Below are 18830 nucleotides of genomic sequence, written 5' to 3' on the forward strand. Positions count from 1 at the left end.
TTGCGGTGTCCGTGGGCGGTGCGACAGTGGGGGCATGCAGTCGCGTCAGCAGCTTGGGGGTGAGCACACCGTTGGCCGGGGAAGCAGGTGAAGGAGCCGCGCGGGCACGCGCGCTGGCCGTCCTGCGGATTCGCAGCATCGCGCTGGCGGTGGTGCTGCTGCCCGCCGCGCTGGCGGTCGTGCTGCTGGTCGGCGGCGCGACGGGCCGGATCGTCGGCGAGACCTCGGAGATCCTGCGCTGGCTGGTCGTCGGGGGCGCGCTGCTGGTGCTGCTGCTCGCGGGCGGCGTCGCGGCCGTCGTCGTCCGGGCGCGACCGGCGGTGAGCCCGACGGTCCCGGTCGCCGAGAAGTCCGCCCCGGACCTCTACCGCATGGTGCGGGACCTCGCGGTGCGCCTCCAGGTGCCCGTGCCCTCCGCGATAGAACTGACCCCGGACTGCGACAGCTGGCTGGAGGACCGCACCCACGGCACGCGCCGCAAGGCACCGCCGCAGGCGCCGGCCCTGGTGATCGGCTCGCCCTTCATGTGGTGGATGCGGGTCGCCGAGCTGCGGGCGCTGCTCGCCCCGGTCGTGGCGGGCACGGGTCCCGCGGCCGATCCGGACATCGCGGCGGCCCGCCGCTTCGTACGCGGGCTGGACGCGGCGGCCGGCGTGGCCACGGCGGCCTACGAGCCCTCGCTCACCGGATGGATACGCCGGCCCGCGTACGCCTTCCTCGGCTGGGTCGCCAAGCTGCTGCTGCGCGCCTGCCGGGTGCATGCCGCCGAGATGGAGCGCGCGGTGGCCGGCGCCGCCTCGGAGCGGGCCCAGGCGGTCGACTACGGGCTGCGGATCGTGGCCCAGGAGCAGGTGGGCCTCGCCTACGCGGGCTGGGACCGGCTGCTGACCCGGGTGGCGCTGCCGGCCTGGCGGATGGGGCGCTGGCCGTCCCGGCTGGACGCGGGCGTGGTGGCGGCGCTGACCGAGCTGTCGCGGCGGGACCGGCTGGCCGAGGGGTTCGAGTCGCGGCTGGGCGAGCGCCCCGCGTGCGACCTGCTGGAGGAGCCGGGCACTGTCGACGAGGCCGCCTCGCTGCTGGCGGCGCGGCTGTTCCACGGCGGTCCGCGGCAGCAGGGCCCGGACTGGTCGCCGGTCGCGTGGGACACCTATCCCGAAGAGGTCGTGGACCGGATCTGGCGCAGCGACGCCGCCCGCCTGATCACCGTCCTCGACGAGGCGCACGAACCGGCCGGGGCGCTCGGTCCCCGTCGGGTGTCCGTCCCCACGGGCGCGGCCGCGGGTCTGTCCGGCGCCCCCGACCAGCCCGGCCGCGCGACCCTGGCCCGGGTGCTGGACCGGCTGTCGGCGGGCGGCAGCGAGGAGCTGGCCGCCCGGATCACCCGGCACGTGGCCCGCGAGGAGGCCGCGCGGGAGGAGACCACCCGCGAGGAGGCCGCGGCCCAGGCCGCCGTGGACGGCGCGTTCGCCCCCGTCTACCACCTGCTGCCGCCCCGCACCGGCCGGGAACTGCTCACCGACCACGTCACGGCCATGGTCTGCTGCGCCGCCGTGGACACCGCGGGCGCGGCCCCCGGCCTCGACTGGCTGGACGGCCCGGCCCTGCTGGTCGGCGGGGTGCGCCGGGGCGACCTGTCCTGGCCGGTGCTCCGGCTCGTGGAGAACGGGGACGCGGCCCCGCTGCGCTCCTGGCTCACGGCGGTGGGCGTACGCCCCGAGAAGCCGATACGGCTCGTCTGACCGGAAGTTGACCGGATATGTCCCGTCGGCGTGAATCCCTTCCAATAAAACGCCACGAACAGTGACCGGGACAGCGCATTGTGTGATGTCCTGGACCTGGGCACGCGTACACCACCTCGGGGGACGGCGAGGAGGGGAAGAATCGTGGTGAGGGAGCAGGTCCACCGGTGGCAGTCCGGAGCGCTGGCGCACGGCGTCACCGACCCGTTCGGGCAGGGCCCGGTGCCCTGGCTGCGCGGGGCCGAGCAGTATCTGGACGACACCGGCCAGGTCGTTCCCTGGTACGTCGATCTGACGGCCTCCCGCGGCGAGTCGCACGGCGCGCCGCGCGTCCCGGGACCCCGTTCCGCGGACGATGTGCGCTGCCAGATCAAGGGCTTCGCCACCGGCGCCTCCGTGGCCCCGGGCGACGCGATCGACTTCCGTGTCACCGTCGACCCGCCGCAGAGCTACAACGTCGACGTCTACCGCATCGGCCACTACGGCGGCGACGGCGCGGCCCAGGTGGGCACCAGCCCGCGGCTGTCCGGCATCGTGCAGCCGGTCCCGCTCACCGCCGGCCGCACGGTCTCCTGCCACCACTGGTGGCAGTCCTGGCGGCTGCAGGTCCCCTCCTACTGGAACCCCGGCGCCTATGTCGCCGTGCTGACCACGCAGGACGGCTACCGCAGCCACATCCCCTTCACCGTGCGCGACGACCGCCCGGCCGATCTGCTCCTGCTGCTGCCGGACGTGACCTGGCAGGCGTACAACCTCTACCCCGAGAACGGCAGGACCGGTGCCAGCCTCTACCACGCCTGGGACGAGCAGGGCCGGCTGCTCGGCGAGGAGGAGGCCGCGGTCACGGTCTCCTTCGACCGGCCGTTCGCGGGCGCCGGGCTGCCGCTGCACGTGGGCCACGCCTACGACTTCATCCGCTGGGCCGAGCGCTACGGCTACGACCTGGCCTACGGCGACGCCCGCGACCTGCACGCCGGCAGGATCGATCCTTCCCGCTACCGGGGCATCGTCTTCCCCGGCCACGACGAGTACTGGACCGTCCCCATGCGGCGCGCCGTCGAGGCCGCCCGGGACGGCGGCACCTCGCTGGTCTTCCTCTCCGCCAACACCATGTACTGGCAGACCGAGCTGGGCCCGTCCCCGGCCGGTGACCCCGACCGGCTGCTCAGCTGCCGCAAGCGCCGGGACGCGCCGCCCGGCCGCAGCGCGCTGTGGCGCGACATGGGCGAGCCCGAGCAACTGGTGATCGGGGTGCAGTACGCCGGCCGGGTGCCGGAGCCGTCCCCGCTGGTGGTGCGCAACGCCGACCACTGGCTGTGGGAGGCCGCGGGAGCCGGCGAGGGCGACGAGATCGAGGACCTGGTGGCCGGCGAGGCGGACCGCTACTTCCCGCGCACCCCCCTGCCCGGCTACTCCGAGCGCATCCTGCTCGCGCACTCCCCGTACGAGGACTCCGCGGGCCGTCGGGCGCACCAGGAGACCTCGCTGTACCGGGCGCCGTCCGGGGCGTACGTCTTCGCCTCCGGCACCTTCGCCTGGTCGCCCGCGCTGGACCGCCCCGGGCATGTCGACGAGCGCGTGCAGCGGGCCACCGCCAATCTGCTGGACCGCATCTGCAAACACGGCTGACACCCCGCCTCGCGCCCGTCGGGGCGGCGTGCGGGAGAATCGGGAGCCGAACCACCGATCGGGGAGGCCCCCATGTCCGGATTCGTCGAGAAGCCCGAGCCCGTGCAGGTACCGGGACTCGTGCACCTGCACACCGGCAAGGTGCGCGATCTGTACCAGAACGAGGCCGGTGAGCTGGTGATGGTTGCCAGCGACCGGCTCTCCGCGTACGACTGGGTGCTGCCCACCGAGATCCCGGACAAGGGCCGGGTCCTGACCCAGCTGTCCCTGTGGTGGTTCGACAAGATCGCCGATCTCCTGCCGAACCATGTGCTGTCCACCGAACTCCCCGCGGGCGCCCCGGCCGAGTGGGAGGGCCGCACCACGATCTGCAGGTCGCTCAGCATGGTCCCGGTCGAGTGCGTGGCGCGCGGCTACCTGACCGGTTCCGGTCTGCTGGAGTACCGGGCCGACCGCACGGTGTGCGGGCTGGCACTGCCCGAGGGCCTGACCGACGGCTCCGAGCTGCCCGCGGCGATCTTCACCCCCGCCACCAAGGCCGCGGTCGGCGAGCACGACGAGAACGTCAGCTACGAGGAGGTCGCCCGCCAGGTCGGCGCCGACACCGCCGCCGCGCTGCGCCAGGCGACCCTCGCGGTCTACTCGCGGGCCCGTGACATCGCCCGGGAGCGCGGCATCATCCTGGCCGACACCAAGTTCGAGTTCGGCTTCGACGGCGGGACGCTGACCATCGCCGACGAGGTGCTGACCCCCGACTCGTCCCGCTTCTGGCCCGCCGAGGAGTGGGAGCCGGGCCGGGCCCAGCCCAGCTACGACAAGCAGATCGTGCGGGACTGGCTGACCTCCGCCGAGTCCGGCTGGGACCGGCGCAGCGAGCAGCCCCCGCCGGCCCTGCCGGCGCACGTCGTGGAGCGGACCCGCACCCGGTACCTCGAGGCCTACGAGCGCCTCACGGGCCTGAGCTGGTAGCCCCTGCCTCGCGGCGTCGCGGGCCCCGGTCGTTCCCGGCCGGGGCCCGCTGCCGTTCCCCCGTCCTTCCGCCCTCCTGCCCGGTTCGCCGTCCACAGCCTGTGGACGGCGGGCCAGGACGCGGCCGACGCGGCGTCAGCGCTACGCCCTTCGCGGGTGGGTGGGGTGTCAGCGGGCCGGTCCGAGCCGCAGTTCGCGGGCGAGCGACCGCTCCAGGGGACTCAGCGGCACCTCGGGGCACAGGCGTTCCGGATGACCCGGGGGCAGCCCGTCCCGGCGGGCGGCCGGCGGGACGGGCTGCGTCCCGTCGATCGCGAAGTACAGCTCGCCCAGCGCGACCAGTTCCCTGGTGAGGACTCGGCCCATGGTCCGTACGGCCTCGCGGGCCGCCGCCCGGAGGGACTTGCGCATGGGGGACCTCCTGATCGGGCACCCCGGCCGGGGCGGGCGGCGCGCGCCGCGCGGTGCCGTCAGGATCGGCGCCGCGCCCCGGTGCCCGCGCGCCGACACGCTCGGGCGGGGCGCCGCGTCCCCCTCCCGGATCGCCCCGGGAACGCCGAAGGCCCCGGTCGAATGACCGGGGCCTTCTTTCCTGAGCGGACGACGAGGCTCGAACTCGCGACCTCAACCTTGGCAAGGTTGCGCTCTACCAACTGAGCTACGTCCGCATGCGCCGCGCGTTCCCGTGCGGTGCGTCATCCACTATAGCCAACCCGGGGAGTGCTCGGCACACACCACGCCCTGTCCTTTCGCCGTGGCGTGTGCCGCGGGCCGTCCCGGCGGTCCGCGTGCCGGGCACGGCGCTGCCCCGCGCGCGGCCGCGGGAGCCCAATTCCCCAGCCCGGTACCGGTCTCGGCCGGTGTCCGGGCGCGATCCGGCGTGCCGGCGGTCTCCGGCCCCGGCGCCCCGGCCCGCCACGATGTGGGGACGGTCACAAAGCCGCGGCCGACGGAAAAGGCGAACGCGCACGAAGAAGGCCCCGGTCGAATGACCGGGGCCTTCTTTTCTTGAGCGGACGACGAGATTCGAACTCGCGACCCTCACCTTGGCAAGGTGATGCTCTACCAACTGAGCCACGTCCGCAGGACGCGACCACTCTACCCGATCGTGAAGACCGGTCGAGCAGTCAGAGCGGGTGACAGGGATCGCACACTGCGCCTTCCCCCTGGAAGGAGGATGTTCTACTACTGAACTACACCCGCGTGATCCGTGAGCCCGGCCTTTCGGCCCTGCCCTCGGCGCGCCTCTGACTCTAGCGGATCAACGGGGGTGGCTGTCCAATCCGTTCGGCCGGGGGCCGGCTCGCGGACATCAGTTGGCGGCGGCGTGCGCCTCGTAGACCTTCTTCGGAATGCGGCCGCGCGGCGGCACGTCGAAGCCGTTGGAACGCGCCCAGGCGCGGACGGTGGCCGGGTCGGAGGTCAGCGCGGTGTGCTTGTAGGTCTTGCCGAGCCGGCTGTGGCGGCGTCCGGCCTCGACGTACGGCGCGAGTGCGGTGCGCAGCGCCTCGGCGTTCCCGGAAGAGAGGTCGATCTCGTACGACTTCCCGTCGAGGCCGAAAGTGACCGTTTCCGCTGCTTCACCGCCGTCGAGGTCGTCGGAGAGGGTGACCACTACGCGCTGCGCCATGGATGCCGGTCCTTTCGTGGAGAAGGCTGGGAGCCTGCCTTGGCCCCGTTGTTCTACCGAAGTCGGCGGCCCGGGGTCAATGCTTTCCCTTTTTATATGCGGAAATCTTTTCCCGGGAGCGCGCCCGGAGAATTTCCCCGGCTGTGCCCGGGCAATCCGGTCACCCGATATTCCGGGACCATTCCGGCTTATCTACCCGCGTAGACTTTCCGGCAGGGTACGGTGGGGACATCACCGCAGCACACCACCGGGAGTGACCGTGGCACGCGTCGTAGTCGACGTCATGCTCAAGCCGGAGATCCTCGACCCGCAGGGCCAGGCGGTGCAGCGTGCACTGCCGCGCCTGGGGTTCGAGGGAATCGCCGACGTCCGCCAGGGCAAGCGTTTTGAGCTCGAACTGGAGGGTCCGGTCGACGACGCCGCCCTCGCCCGTATCCGCGAGATGGCCGAGACCTTCCTCGCCAACACCGTCATCGAGGACTTCGTCGTGAAGGTGGAGTCGTGACGGCGCGCATCGGCGTCGTCACCTTCCCCGGCACGCTGGACGACCGGGACACGCAGCGTGCCGTGCGCCTGGCCGGCGCCGAGGCGGTTCCGCTCTGGCACCGGGACAAGGATCTGCACCAGGTCGACGCCGTCGTCCTGCCGGGCGGATTCAGTTACGGCGACTATCTGCGCGCGGGGGCGATTTCCCGCTTCTCGCCCGTCATGGACTCGATCATCGCGGGCGCCAAGGACGGCCTTCCGGTCCTGGGTATCTGCAACGGCTTCCAGGTGCTCACCGAGACTCATCTCCTGCCGGGCGCGATGTTGCGCAACAATCACCTGCACTTCATCTGCCGGGACCAGAAGCTGGTCGTCGAGAACAACACGACCTCCTGGACCGCGGATTACGAGCAGGGCCAGGAGATCAGCATCCCGCTGAAGAACATCGACGGCCGCTACGTCGCCGACGAGCACGTCCTGGACGAGCTGGAGGCGGAAGGCCGCGTGGTGTTCCGCTACGCCGGCCTGAATCCCAACGGCTCGCTGCGCGACATCGCCGGCGTCACCAACGCCGCGGGCAATGTCGTCGGCCTGATGCCGCACCCCGAGCACGCGGTGGAGTCCCTCATCGGGACGGGGCGCACCGACGGCCTCGGATTCTTCACCTCGATCCTCAAGAAGCTGGTCACCGCATGAGCCGCACGCCTCTGGACACGGTCGAGCACGCGGCCGTGACCCCCGACGTCGAACTGCCCTGGGCCGAACTCGGACTGAAGAAGGACGAGTACGAGCGCGTGGTCGAGATCCTCGGCCGCCGTCCCACGGGCGCCGAACTCGCCATGTACTCGGTGATGTGGTCCGAGCACTGCTCGTACAAGTCCTCGAAGGTCCACCTCCGCCAGTTCGGCGAGAAGGCCCCGCAGTCGGACGCCCTCCTCGTCGGCATCGGCGAGAACGCCGGCGTCGTCGACGTCGGCCAGGGCTACGCCGTCACCTTCAAGGTCGAGTCGCACAACCACCCCTCGTACGTCGAGCCCTACCAGGGCGCGGCCACCGGCGTGGGCGGCATCGTGCGCGACATCATCGCGATGGGCGCGCGGCCGGTCGCGGTCGTCGACCCGCTGCGCTTCGGCGCCGCCGACCACCCCGACACCAAGCGCGTCCTGCCCGGTGTCGTCGCGGGCATCGGCGGCTACGGCAACTGCCTGGGCCTGCCCAACATCGGCGGCGAGGTCGTCTTCGACTCCTGCTACCAGGGCAACCCGCTGGTCAACGCCGGCGCGATCGGCGTCATGCGGCACGAGGACATCCACCTCGCCAAGGCGTCCGGCGCCGGCAACAAGGTCATCCTCTACGGCGCCCGCACGGGCGGCGACGGCATCGGCGGCGCCTCGATCCTGGCCTCGGAGACCTTCGACGACGCCAAGCCGTCGAAGCGCCCGGCCGTCCAGGTCGGCGACCCCTTCCAGGAGAAGCTGCTCATCGAGTGCACCCTGGAGGCCTTCCGGGAGAAGCTCGTCGTCGGTATCCAGGACCTCGGCGCGGCCGGACTGTCCTGCGCCACCTCCGAGCTCGCCTCCAACGGCTCCGGCGGCATGCGCGTCACCCTCGACGACGTACCGCTGCGCGACTCCACGCTCTCGCCCGAGGAGATCCTCATGAGCGAGTCGCAGGAGCGCATGTGCGCGGTCGTCGAGCCGGAGAAGGTCGCCCGGTTCCTGGAGATCTGCGAGAAGTGGGACGTCATCGCGACCGTCATCGGTGAGGTCACCGACGGCGACCGGCTGGAGATCTTCTGGCACGGCGGCAAGATCGTCGACGTGGACCCGCGCACCGTCGCCCACGAGGGCCCGGTCTACGAGCGCCCCTACGCCCGCCCGTCGTGGCAGGACGCGCTGCAGGCCGACGACGCGAACAAGCTGCCTCGCCCGGGGACGGCCGAGGAGCTGCGCGACCAGGTCATGCGGCTGGTCTCCTCCCCGAACCAGGCCTCCAAGTCCTGGATCACCTCCCAGTACGACCACTTCGTGCAGGGCAACACCGTGCTGGCCATGCCCGAGGACTCGGGCATGATCCGCGTCGACGAGGAGACCGGGCTCGGCGTCGCCATCGCCACGGATGGCAACGGCCGCTACGCGAAGCTCGACCCGTACACGGGCGCGCAGCTCGCGCTGGCCGAGGCCTACCGCAATGTCGCGACGACCGGCGCCAAGCCGCTCGCCGTCTCCGACTGCCTGAACTTCGGTTCGCCCGAGGACCCCGCCGTCATGTGGCAGTTCGCGGAGGCCGTCCGCGGCCTCGCGGACGGCTGCCTGCAGCTGGGCACGCCGGTGACCGGCGGCAACGTCTCGCTGTACAACCAGACCGGGGACGTCGCCATCCACCCGACGCCGGTGGTCGCCGTGCTCGGTGTCATCGACGACGTCGCCCGCCGCACGCCGGTCGCGTTCGCGGAGACGGGGCAGCTGCTCTACCTCCTCGGCGACACCCGTGAGGAGTTCGGCGGTTCGGCCTGGTCCCAGGTCGTCCACGACCACCTCGGCGGCCTGCCCCCGAAGGTCGACCTGGAGCGCGAGCGGCTGCTCGGCGAGATCCTGATCTCGGGCTCCCGGGACGGCATGATCGACGCCGCCCACGACCTGTCGGACGGCGGCCTGGTGCAGGCCGTGGTCGAGTCCTGCCTGCGCGGCGGGAACGGCGCGCGGCTCGTGGTGCCGGACGGCCTGGACCCGTTCGTGTTCCTGTTCTCCGAGTCCGCCGGACGGGCGGTCGTCTCGGTCCCGCGCAGCGAGGAGCTCCGCTTCACCGACATGTGCGGCGCACGCGGCCTGCCCGCGACGCGCATCGGTGTCGTGGACGGCGAATCGGTCGAGGTGCAGGGCCAGTTCACGATCGGGCTGGACGAACTGCGCACGGCGCACGAGGACACGATCCCGGCCCTGCTGGGCTGACCGCACGGCGCTGACGACGCGCCTCCGTGCCGCTGGGCGCGGGGGCGCGTTGACCTTTTGGTAACCGGCAGCACGGACGGCCGGTCCATACTCCACGCGTGAGCGACCGCAGAGCCCCCGGCGAACTGCCCTTGTGGCGTGCCCGCGACACCAGGCGCTGGGCGGCCTGCCGGCCGGCCGTGTGGTCCCGGCCGTGGTGGGGCGCCCTGGCGCTGGCCGTCGCCGTCGGCGCCGTCCTGGTCCTCGCGCCCGGGGGTCTTGCGGCACCGCACTGCTGGCTGGCGGCCGCCCAGGTGTACTGGCTGTTCCGGCTGCCCTGGCTCACCTTGGTGTCGGCCCCGCTGTCTGTGGCGCTGCTGGTGTGGCTCGCCGAGCCCGCGACCGCCCTGCCGGTCAGCGCGGCGCTCGCCCTGTGCTGGGCCGGCGCCCGTCACCGTCTCGCGGTCCGGCGCCGCCAGCGGCTGCTCGCGGCCAACGCCGCCGGTGCCGTGCGCCTGCGGCTGCCCGCGCCGGTGCCCGCGCTGCGCCGCCGCGGCCTCGTGCCGGTCGCCGTCGGGCTGCCGTTGTGCGCGGCCGCTGCCGTACCGTTCCTGCTCCCGGTCGCCCTGGCCGGGTTCACCCTGCTGGTCACCGGGCTGCCGGCGATGCGGCGGGCCGCGGCACTGCGCCGGGACGAACTGCCGGTGCTGCGGGTGCTGTCCCGCGAGGACGAGGACACCCGCGTGTGGGTCTACGCGGCCGACGACACCGCGGGCCGCGTGCCGGTCTTCTCCTGCCCGGTGTGGCCCGGTTCGGCGATCCCCGGCGACGCCCACGCGCCCGGCGACAGCCGGCTGCGCGACACGCTGCTGTTCGGGGCGCCCTTCGAGGGCGCGGAACTGGCCCTGCTCTCCGCCGACGTGGAACACGGACCGCTGATCGACCGGGTGGCCGGACCGGTGCGCCCGGTGGCGGGTTAACCTGCGTCCGCAAGGCAACCACCGCCACGACGAGGGGTCCTGACCGATGTACGAGTACAAGGTCGTCAACTTCCGTGAGTCGCTCATAGGGGACGCGATCGACAGCGACAAGCTGGAGAAGACGCTCAACAAGCACGCCGAGGACGGCTGGCAGCTCAAGGCGATCACCGCCGCCGACGTCAAGGGCCGCATCGGTCCCGGCGCCGTCGAGGGTCTGCTGATCACCTTCGAGCGGGCGCGCCAGGCCTGACCGCCGCGGTCCCGGTGCGGGGCCCGGCCGGCGCGTAGGCTGCACGCCATGCCGCCCGCCGCCCGCCGCCCCCGCACCTACGACCCGGCGCGGACCGCCGCCGCGCTCACCGCCCAGGCGGGACACGTCCTCGACGCCGCCCGCGCCCTGAGCACGGAGCAGCTGTCCGCCTCCTCGGGGCTGCCCGGCTGGGACGTTCTCCACCTGCTGGTGCACATGGCGCGCCAGATCGAGGTGGTCCCCCGGGTGCTCGGCGAACCGGCCCCGGCCAGGGCGGACCTGGACCTGACCGGCTGGGCCCGCTCCACCAACCGCATCGCCGTCAACCTGGACACCGACACCCGTGAGGCCGCGCTCGGCACCGCGGACGCCGCCGGGCGCCTGGAGTCGGCGGCGGCCTCCCTGCACGACGCGCTGCCCGAGGCGGTCGACCCGGCCCGGGTGATCGCCATCACGCTGGGCGCGATGCGCGCGCCGGACTTCCTCGTCACCCGCCTCGTAGAACTCGTCGTGCACAGCGACGACCTGGCCACGGCGACCGGTGTCCCCGTCCCGCTGGACCGGCAGGCGCTCGCCGCCGTGGTCCGGCTGCTGGCCGACACCCTCGCCGTCACCGCGCCCGGCAACTCCGTCGAGGTCCGCGTGCCGCCGTACGCGGCCGTCCAGTGCGTCCCCGGCCCCCGGCACACCCGCGGCACCCCGCCCAACGTCGTGGAGACCGACCCCGTCACGTGGGTGCGCCTGGCCACCGGGCGCACGACCTGGGACACCGCCCTCGCCGCCGGCACCGTCTCCGCGAGCGGCGAGCGCGCCGACCTCGCCCCGTACCTGCCCCTGCTCGGCTGAGCCGGCGAGGTCGTCCCCGTCAGGCGCCGATGCTGCCGGCGGCGCCGGTCGCCGTGATCGACTTCGCGCCGGAGGACGTGTGCCGGTCCTGATGCCTGTGATCAGGTGGCGCGTCGCCGTTACCGGAAGAGCCGGCCTGTGTGCTGGGCGGAGGTGACCCGGGGCGACCGGACCTGCGGGGGCGACCTGGTCGTGCGCCGCACCAAGGGCCCGGGCGACCTTCGCCCGGACAGCGTCAGCGACCCCCGGTGGGAACGCAGGCGCCGCGGCCGGGCCGACGGCCGTGATCCGCGACCGGGAACCACGCCCGCGAGGTCGGTCGGGACCGTGCAGGACGAAGGTCACATGCCCATGCGCCCCATGGGTTTACGCGCATAGAACACGGGTTTGTCGGGTTCCCTCGTTCGGACGACACCGCAACCTGCCCTAGACTCGGAGACGTGCCACGTGGTGACGGACGACTCAACCACGACCTGCTCCCCGGTGAGAAGGGCCCCCAGGACGCTTGCGGCGTCTTCGGTGTCTGGGCTCCCGGCGAAGAGGTCTCCAAGCTCACCTACTTCGGGCTGTACGCCCTGCAGCACCGCGGACAGGAGTCCGCGGGCATCGCAGTGAGCAACGGCTCCCAGATCCTGGTCTTCAAGGACATGGGTCTGGTCTCCCAGGTCTTCGACGAAACCTCCCTCGGCTCCCTCAAGGGCCACATCGCGGTCGGGCATGCCCGTTACTCGACCACGGGTGCGTCGGTCTGGGAGAACGCCCAGCCCACCTTCCGCGCCACGGCCAGCGGCTCCATCGCCCTCGGCCACAACGGCAACCTGGTCAACACCGCCGAGCTGGCCGAGATGGTCGCCGCGCTGCCGCAGGGCAACGGGCGGGCCACCAAGGTCGCAGCGACCAACGACACCGACCTGGTGACGGCGCTGCTGGCCGGGCAGGCCGACGCGGACGGCAAGCCGCTGTCCGTCGAGGAGGCCGCCCGCCAGGTGCTGCTCAAGGTCAAGGGCGCCTTCAGCCTGGTGTTCATGGACGAGCACACCCTCTACGCCGCCCGCGACCCGCAGGGCATCCGCCCGCTGGTGCTGGGCCGCCTGGAGCGCGGCTGGGTGGTCGCGTCGGAGTCCGCCGCCCTGGACATCGTCGGCGCGAGCTTCATCCGGGAGATCGAGCCCGGTGAGCTGGTCGTCATCGACGAGAACGGGCTGCGCTCCTCCCGCTTCGCGGAGGCCAGGCCCAAGGGCTGCGTCTTCGAGTACGTCTACCTGGCCCGCCCCGACACCGACATCGCCGGGCGCAATGTCTACCTCTCCCGGGTGGAGATGGGCCGCCGGCTGGCCAAGGAGGCCCCGGCCGACGCCGATCTGGTGATACCGACCCCGGAGTCCGGCACGCCGGCCGCCGTGGGCTTCGCCGAGGCCAGCGGCATCCCGTACGGCTCGGGCCTGGTGAAGAACTCGTACGTGGGCCGGACGTTCATCCAGCCCAGCCAGACCATCCGGCAGCTGGGCATCCGCCTGAAGCTGAACCCGCTCAAGGAGGTCATCCGGGGCAAGCGCCTGGTGGTCGTGGACGACTCGATCGTCCGCGGCAACACCCAGCGCGCACTGGTCCGGATGCTGCGCGAGGCCGGCGCCGCCGAGGTCCACATCCGGATCTCCTCGCCGCCCATCAAGTGGCCGTGCTTCTTCGGCATCGACTTCGCCACCCGTGCCGAGCTGATCGCCAACGGGCTGACCGTCGACGAGATCTGCAAGTCGCTGGACGCCGACTCGCTGGCGTACATCTCGATCGACGCCATGGTCGAGGCGACCACCATCGCCAAGCCGGACCTGTGCCGCGCCTGCTTCGACGGCGAGTACCCGATGGAGCTGCCGGACCCCGAGCTGCTCGGCAAGCACCTCCTGGAGACCGAGCTGGCCGGCGGCCCCGACGCCGCCGACGCGCTCCGTCGTCCGTAAGCACACGACGCAAGGACACCTCACAGTCATGTCCGAGAACACCGGTGCCAGCTACGCCGCGGCGGGAGTCGACATCGAGGCGGGCGACCGCGCGGTCGAGCTGATGAAGGAATGGGTGAAGAAGGCCACCCGCCCCGAGGTCGTGGGCGGTCTTGGCGGCTTCGCCGGGCTCTTCGACGCGAGCGCGCTCAAGCGCTACGAGCGCCCCCTGCTGGCCTCCGCCACCGACGGCGTGGGCACGAAGGTGGACATCGCCCGCCGGATGGGCGTGTACGACACCATCGGCCACGACCTCGTCGGCATGGTCGTGGACGACCTGGTCGTGTGCGGCGCCGAGCCGCTGTTCATGACCGACTACATCTGCGTCGGCAAGGTCTTCCCCGACCGGGTCGCCGCCATCGTCAAGGGCATCGCGGAGGGCTGCGTGCTGGCCGGCTGCGCCCTGGTCGGCGGCGAGACCGCCGAGCACCCGGGCCTGCTCGGCGAGGACGAGTTCGACGTCGCGGGCGCCGGCACCGGCGTGGTCGAGGCGGACCGGCTGCTGGGCGCGGATCGCATCCGTAAGGGTGACGTGGTGATCGCCATGGAGTCCTCCGGTCTTCACTCCAACGGGTACTCGCTCGTGCGTCATGTGCTCTTCGACCGGGCGGGCTGGGCGCTCGACCGCGAGGTCCCGGAGTTCGGCCGCACGCTCGGCGAGGAGCTGCTGGAGCCCACCCGGATCTACTCGCTGGACTGCCTCGCACTCACCCGCACCGCCGAGGTGCACGCCTTCTCGCACGTCACCGGCGGCGGCCTGGCCAACAACCTGGCCCGGGTGGTCCCGGACCACCTGCGCGTCACCGTGGACCGCTCGACCTGGACGCCGGGCGCGGTGTTCTCGACCGTCGGAGAGCTCGGCGGGGTGGCGCGCCTGGAGCTGGAGAAGACCCTCAACATGGGTGTCGGCATGGTCGCCGTGGTCCCCGAGGAGTCGGTCGACGTGGCGCTGACGACGCTGGCCGACCGGGGCCTGGAGGCCTGGGTGGCCGGCGAGGTCCTGGAGCGCGGCGACCGCGCCGAGGCCGTCGAGCTCACCGGTGAGTACGCGAACTAGCGCGCCCGGGGCCGCGCCCCACACGGCGGGCAGCACGAAACCCGGTCCGGGCGTGCCCGGACCGGGTCAGCGGTCAAGCTGGATTGGATTGTGCTGCGTCAAGCGCGACGACGTTGGGACGAGGGCTCGGACTCCTCGTCGTCCTCGTCGTCCTCATCGTCGCCGTAGAGATCCGCGTACCGTGCGTACGGGTCGTCTTCCAGCTCGTCGTCATCGTCGTCTTCCTGTACTTCCGGCGGATTTACCGGCAGCGGTGACGATGCGCCCAGCTCTTCGGCCAGACGTGACAGGTCCGTGCCGCCGCTGTTGTACTTCAGCTGGCGGGCGACCTTCGTCTGCTTGGCCTTGGCCCGGCCGCGCCCCATTGGCTCGACCCCCTCAACGTGGGGCTCGACGGCCCCGAGTCTTGACACGCGTTCACGATGTGGAACGGGCCCTCGCACGAGAGTCCCGGTCCGTAGGGCTTCAACGGTACCTGCTTCCGAGGCCGCACGGTACGTCGCCCGCACGACGCGCGTCGGAGCAGGGGCCCGCCGATGGCCCGTCCTGGCTGGTCAGTCGTGATTTTACCTTCTTCCGCCGCGGTCTGGCTGCCAGGGCGTGGTAACGACCGAATCTCCAGTCTGCGGCCCGTGTCCCGGGCGGCCGGCGAAGGCCTTGCGGGTGAACGACGGGCGCGGGCACACCGTACGACGGCGGGGCGGTCAGGTGTCCGCTTTGTGATGGAGGACACGCCCCCGCCTGACCTGGCGGGGGCGTGCTCACCGTGCCGTCAGTGGGCGGCCGAGGGCCGCAGCCAGCGGTCCGCCGGGGTGCGCTCGGCCATGCGCTGCTCGGCGAGGCGGTCGGCCGCCGCCGCGGGCGGGATGCCGTCGGCCGCGGCCCGCTCGAAGATCGCCAGCGTCGTGTCGAAGATCTTCGTCGCCTTGGTGCGGGCCCGCTCGAAGTCGAAGCCGTGCAGTTCGTCGGCGACCTGGATCACGCCGCCCGCGTTGACCACGTAGTCGGGCGCGTACAGGATGCCGCGGTCGGCGAGGTCCTTCTCGACACCGGGGTGCGCGAGCTGGTTGTTGGCCGCGCCGCAGACGACCGCGGCGGTGAGCACCGGCACGCTGTCGTCGTTGAGGGCGCCACCGAGCGCGCAGGGCGCGTACACGTCCAGCGGGGTCCTGATCAGGACGTCAGCGTCGGTGACGGCGGTGACCTGGGGGTGACGGGAGGTGATCCGCTCGACGGCTTCGCCGCGAACGTCGGTGACCACGACCTCGGCACCGTCCTTGAGCAGGTGCTCCACCAGGTGGTGGCCGACCTTGCCGACGCCGGCGACGCCGACCCGGCGGCCGCGCAGCGTGGGGTCGCCCCACTTGGCCTGGGCGGCGGCCCGCATGCCCTGGAAGACGCCCCAGGCGGTCAGCACCGAGGAGTCGCCGGCGCCGCCGTTCTCGGGCGAGCGGCCGGTGGTCCACTGCGGGTTGGCGCGGGCCACGACGTCCATGTCGGCGACGTACGTGCCGACGTCGCAGGCGGTCACGTAGCGGCCGCCGAGCGAGGCCACGAAGCGGCCGTAGGCCAGCAGCAGTTCCTCGGACTTGACGGTGTCCGGGTCACCGATGATCACGGCCTTGCCGCCACCGAGGTCCAGCCCGGCGAGCGCGTTCTTGTACGACATGCCGCGGGCGAGGTTGAGCGCGTCGGCGACGGCCTCCTCGTCGGAGGCGTACGCGTGGAAGCGGGTGCCGCCGAGGGCAGGGCCCAGGGCGGTGGAGTGGATCGCGATGACGGCCTTGAGGCCCGTGGCGCGGTCCTGGCACAAGACGACCTGCTCGTGTCCTCCCTGATCCGATCGGAACAGGGTCCACAAGGGGGAGACGAGGCCGGATGTCTGACGTACGTCGGTCACTGTGGTGACTCCCGATGTCCAGAGGTCGCCCTCCGAGCGGGTGGGGAGGGCCGGTTGCGAGAAGAGTAGAGCCACCTGGTCGTGCGCATGCTCCCAGTGTCGTGGATCACTCCCGGTGGGGGAAGCGGCATGGGACGATGCAGGGCGTATGCCGTCGTGAGGGAGCGGGTGTGGGCTTGTCTTCGGTACTGGTCCCGTACGCGTCGTATCTGCGCGTGTACGAGCCGCTGGCGGCCTTCCCGGAGCCCGAACGGGGCCGTTGGTACAGGTATGCCGCGGCGGGTGCGGAACGGACCGCACAGGACGAACTGCGCCAGTCCCTGGCCGATCTCCTGCCCGTCCCCCCGGTGCCCGTTCCGGTGCACGAGAGCCCGGACGCCTTCGTGGCCGTCGTCGACGGTGTGACGCACATCTGCCCCTGGCGCACCCGGCTGCGCGGCTGGCTGGCCCTGGAGGAGCTCACCGAGGAGTTCCCCACCGCGGTGCTGGACGCCGTGCTGCCCAAGGTCGTGCGGGAGCAGGCGGAGGCCGACTTCGCGGCGTGGCGGGCGGAGAAGCCGGAGAACGCCGACGCGCGGCCGTGGATCCGCAGCGCGACCTGGCATGTCCCGGTGCGCTGGTTCACGTTGTTCGACGACTCCGAGCGGGAGTACGAGCCGGCGGGCGCGGGCGAGTCCAAGCAGCCGGTGATGCGCTACCGGACCCCCATGGTGCAGGCCCGCCGGCGCACGGCGCGGGGCCTTCGGGTGCTGAAGGATTCACTCGAAGAGGGTGCTCTGATCGACGGCCTGGTAGATGTGGGGCGCTGGCTGGAGGAGTTCCACCCGCGGTCGCTCGTCGAACTCGACTACGGCGGTCTCGTCCACGTCATCTCCCCGGAGCGGCTCGCCGAGGACCACTCGGCCACCGATGTGGCCGACGCGCTGGCTGCGCTGCGCGACGGGGACGGCGACCGGGCCGGTGAGGCGTACGAGCGGCTCACCGACCGCTGGCGGGCTGTCCGGGAGCTGCAGTACGCGAGCTGAGGGGCCGTCGGAAGTCCTTTGGCCGGGGGACCTTGGTCCCGAGTGCGGTCGACCGGTACCTTTGGCCTAAGGGTGACGTAAAGCACCTTTGGGGGGCTTGCCCTCATCCCTACCCCCCATGACAATATGGGACATCGGGTCCGTAAGGACCTTATTCCGTCTGCTTGGGCGGAATGTCCGGTATTGCATCCCTTGAGGTGGGGCTGTTGCTCGTGGGTTGGCTGTGACTGATCGTCACTCAGGTGTGACTGTCCGTTATGGCCCGGTCCATCGGCTTCCGTCGAGCTTAGACACCTCAGAGGGCAAATCCATCGGTTTGGCCGACACGGCTGGACAGATGGTGTAGTTGTAGTGCCGAGGACAAGCCGTTCGTCCTATTACCGACTCGGCCCGCGTCCGCCATTTCGGGCAACGCGGGTCAAGGTGCAGAATTTAGAGGAAAGAACCGTGTTGGTTCGGTTCTCTCGAGGAGGCCGCTCATGACCGCTCGCACCCCTGATGCCGAGCCGCTGCTGACCCCCGCTGAGGTCGCCACGATGTTCCGCGTGGACCCGAAGACGGTCACGCGCTGGGCCAAGGCTGGCAAGCTCACGTCCATCCGCACGCTCGGCGGGCATCGCCGCTACCGCGAGGCGGAGGTCCGTGCACTGCTGGCGGGCATTCCGCAGCAGCGCAGCGAGGCCTGACCTGATCCAACGGGCGCTCGCGCAGGGCCCCCAACCTGCCGAAACGTCCACTCCAACGGGCCCCTGCCCCCATCGGGGAAGCCCAAAGGAACCTAGATCGCACCGGAGTCCGCCGGCTCCGGTGCGATCTTTTTTGTGCGCCTCATGTGTCCGTCTTGTGTAGACGTGAGGCTCATGGGCACGGTGCAATTGCACATATTAAATTGACGGCCCCCCAGGAGCCCTCAAGTTCCCCCAGAGTCGGAACACTTGACGTGACTCCCGTCACACGCCCAGGTCTTGCCCCGGATGTTCCCGGTGCGGTAGTGACCTTCCGCACGTCGTGCGGTGTGCGGCCGCCGGAACGGCAGGCGGTCCCGGCGGGTCGGTGGCGGCCCCAACCGCCCGTGGAGGGCCGGACGGTGGAGTCGGATGCCGTTGGCCGTCCGCCGACCCGCTCGGCGGCCGTCCGTCGCCGGGTGAGGCCATGAGCCAGACGTACCACGCAAGAAGGCCCGGATCCAGGGGATCCGGGCCTTCCTTTACTGCGGTCCTGACGGGATTTGAACCCGCGGCCTCCACCTTGACAGGGTGGCGAGCACTCCAAACTGCTCCACAGGACCAGGTTTCGCCGCCCTCTTTCCTGGCGACGAGGATGACTGTACAGCAGGTCAGAGGGTGAAAGCGAACCGGTTACCGGGCGGCCTGCGAGCGGACCGCCGGCATC

At 71.8% G+C, this 18830-nt stretch carries 17 protein-coding genes and 4 tRNA genes; 13 read left to right on the forward strand and 8 right to left on the reverse strand.

From position 1 onward, the window contains the following. Window positions 1-59 precede the first annotated feature (59 nt). The 3 genes from ABZ883_RS02780 to ABZ883_RS02790 all read left to right on the forward strand — a co-directional run bounded on the left by ABZ883_RS02780 (window position 60) and on the right by ABZ883_RS02790 (window position 4337). Window positions 60-1739: a hypothetical protein gene (locus ABZ883_RS02780; protein WP_360900399.1), complete on the forward strand. Its 1680-nt coding sequence runs from the start codon at window positions 60-62 to the stop codon at window positions 1737-1739. A 144-nt stretch (window positions 1740-1883) separates the two neighbouring features. Next, window positions 1884-3368: a N,N-dimethylformamidase beta subunit family domain-containing protein gene (locus ABZ883_RS02785; protein ID WP_360900402.1), complete on the forward strand. Its 1485-nt coding sequence runs from the start codon at window positions 1884-1886 to the stop codon at window positions 3366-3368. 72 nt (window positions 3369-3440) lie between these two features. Then, entirely contained in the window at window positions 3441-4337 is an 897-nt protein-coding gene (locus tag ABZ883_RS02790; protein WP_360900405.1) for a phosphoribosylaminoimidazolesuccinocarboxamide synthase, read from the forward strand. A gap of 168 nt (window positions 4338-4505) precedes the next feature. Here the strand turns inward: ABZ883_RS02790 and ABZ883_RS02795 are convergent, their stop codons facing one another. From ABZ883_RS02795 to ABZ883_RS02815, 5 genes are all read right to left on the reverse strand, one after another. Beyond that, window positions 4506-4748 carry a DUF6059 family protein gene (locus tag ABZ883_RS02795; RefSeq protein ID WP_360900408.1) on the reverse strand — a complete coding sequence of 81 codons (243 nt, stop codon included), beginning with the start codon at window positions 4746-4748 and terminating at the stop codon, window positions 4506-4508. A gap of 184 nt (window positions 4749-4932) precedes the next feature. Next, a tRNA-Gly gene (locus ABZ883_RS02800) sits at window positions 4933-5005 on the reverse strand. Between the two features lie 343 nt (window positions 5006-5348). Next, a tRNA-Gly gene (locus ABZ883_RS02805) sits at window positions 5349-5421 on the reverse strand. A gap of 47 nt (window positions 5422-5468) precedes the next feature. After that, window positions 5469-5540, reverse strand: a tRNA-Gly gene (locus tag ABZ883_RS02810). Window positions 5541-5649: 109 nt separating this feature from the next. Further along, window positions 5650-5967 (reverse strand): Lsr2 family protein, encoded by a 318-nt coding sequence (locus tag ABZ883_RS02815; protein WP_360900411.1) that lies wholly within the window; start codon window positions 5965-5967, stop codon window positions 5650-5652. A gap of 259 nt (window positions 5968-6226) precedes the next feature. Here ABZ883_RS02815 and purS point away from each other — a divergent pair, with 259 nt between their 5' ends. The 8 genes from purS to purM all read left to right on the forward strand — a co-directional run bounded on the left by purS (window position 6227) and on the right by purM (window position 14513). Further along, the gene (gene purS / locus ABZ883_RS02820; RefSeq protein ID WP_360900414.1) at window positions 6227-6472 is read left to right on the forward strand and encodes a phosphoribosylformylglycinamidine synthase subunit PurS; all 246 of its coding nucleotides are present in this window, start codon (window positions 6227-6229) and stop codon (window positions 6470-6472) included. Next, window positions 6469-7149, forward strand: coding sequence for a phosphoribosylformylglycinamidine synthase subunit PurQ (purQ, locus tag ABZ883_RS02825; protein WP_360900417.1), 681 nt, complete (start codon window positions 6469-6471; stop codon window positions 7147-7149). The genes purS and purQ overlap by 4 nt, the downstream gene beginning before the upstream one ends. Next, window positions 7146-9404 (forward strand): phosphoribosylformylglycinamidine synthase subunit PurL, encoded by a 2259-nt coding sequence (purL, locus tag ABZ883_RS02830; RefSeq protein WP_360900420.1) that lies wholly within the window; start codon window positions 7146-7148, stop codon window positions 9402-9404. The genes purQ and purL overlap by 4 nt, the downstream gene beginning before the upstream one ends. Before the next feature lie 98 nt (window positions 9405-9502). Further along, on the forward strand, window positions 9503-10363 hold the full coding sequence (locus ABZ883_RS02835; protein ID WP_360900423.1) for a hypothetical protein: 861 nt from the start codon (window positions 9503-9505) through the stop codon (window positions 10361-10363). A 46-nt stretch (window positions 10364-10409) separates the two neighbouring features. Then, window positions 10410-10613: a DUF4177 domain-containing protein gene (locus tag ABZ883_RS02840; protein ID WP_360900426.1), complete on the forward strand. Its 204-nt coding sequence runs from the start codon at window positions 10410-10412 to the stop codon at window positions 10611-10613. A gap of 48 nt (window positions 10614-10661) precedes the next feature. After that, the gene (locus ABZ883_RS02845) at window positions 10662-11459 is read left to right on the forward strand and encodes a sterol carrier family protein (RefSeq protein ID WP_360900429.1); all 798 of its coding nucleotides are present in this window, start codon (window positions 10662-10664) and stop codon (window positions 11457-11459) included. Window positions 11460-11899: 440 nt separating this feature from the next. Then, a complete protein-coding gene (gene purF / locus ABZ883_RS02850; RefSeq protein WP_360900432.1) occupies window positions 11900-13417 on the forward strand; it encodes an amidophosphoribosyltransferase in 1518 nt (505 codons plus the stop codon). Between the two features lie 28 nt (window positions 13418-13445). Then, window positions 13446-14513 carry a phosphoribosylformylglycinamidine cyclo-ligase gene (gene purM / locus ABZ883_RS02855; protein WP_360900435.1) on the forward strand — a complete coding sequence of 356 codons (1068 nt, stop codon included), beginning with the start codon at window positions 13446-13448 and terminating at the stop codon, window positions 14511-14513. A 98-nt stretch (window positions 14514-14611) separates the two neighbouring features. Here the strand turns inward: purM and ABZ883_RS02860 are convergent, their stop codons facing one another. Both ABZ883_RS02860 and ABZ883_RS02865 read right to left on the reverse strand, forming a co-directional pair. Continuing rightward, window positions 14612-14926 carry a DUF3073 domain-containing protein gene (locus tag ABZ883_RS02860; protein WP_360900438.1) on the reverse strand — a complete coding sequence of 105 codons (315 nt, stop codon included), beginning with the start codon at window positions 14924-14926 and terminating at the stop codon, window positions 14612-14614. A gap of 359 nt (window positions 14927-15285) precedes the next feature. Next, the gene (locus ABZ883_RS02865; protein WP_360900441.1) at window positions 15286-16413 is read right to left on the reverse strand and encodes a Glu/Leu/Phe/Val dehydrogenase dimerization domain-containing protein; all 1128 of its coding nucleotides are present in this window, start codon (window positions 16411-16413) and stop codon (window positions 15286-15288) included. A gap of 170 nt (window positions 16414-16583) precedes the next feature. Here ABZ883_RS02865 and ABZ883_RS02870 point away from each other — a divergent pair, with 170 nt between their 5' ends. Both ABZ883_RS02870 and bldC read left to right on the forward strand, forming a co-directional pair. Further along, a complete protein-coding gene (locus ABZ883_RS02870) occupies window positions 16584-17438 on the forward strand; it encodes a hypothetical protein (RefSeq protein WP_360900444.1) in 855 nt (284 codons plus the stop codon). A gap of 479 nt (window positions 17439-17917) precedes the next feature. After that, window positions 17918-18124: a developmental transcriptional regulator BldC gene (bldC, locus tag ABZ883_RS02875; protein WP_003949541.1), complete on the forward strand. Its 207-nt coding sequence runs from the start codon at window positions 17918-17920 to the stop codon at window positions 18122-18124. Window positions 18125-18651: 527 nt separating this feature from the next. Here the strand turns inward: bldC and ABZ883_RS02880 are convergent. Further along, window positions 18652-18726: transfer RNA gene (locus ABZ883_RS02880), tRNA-Asp, on the reverse strand. Window positions 18727-18830 lie beyond the last annotated feature (104 nt).

This window comes from Streptomyces sp. NPDC046977, assembly GCF_040644455.1.
Classification (GTDB): Bacteria; Actinomycetota; Actinomycetes; order Streptomycetales; family Streptomycetaceae; genus Actinacidiphila.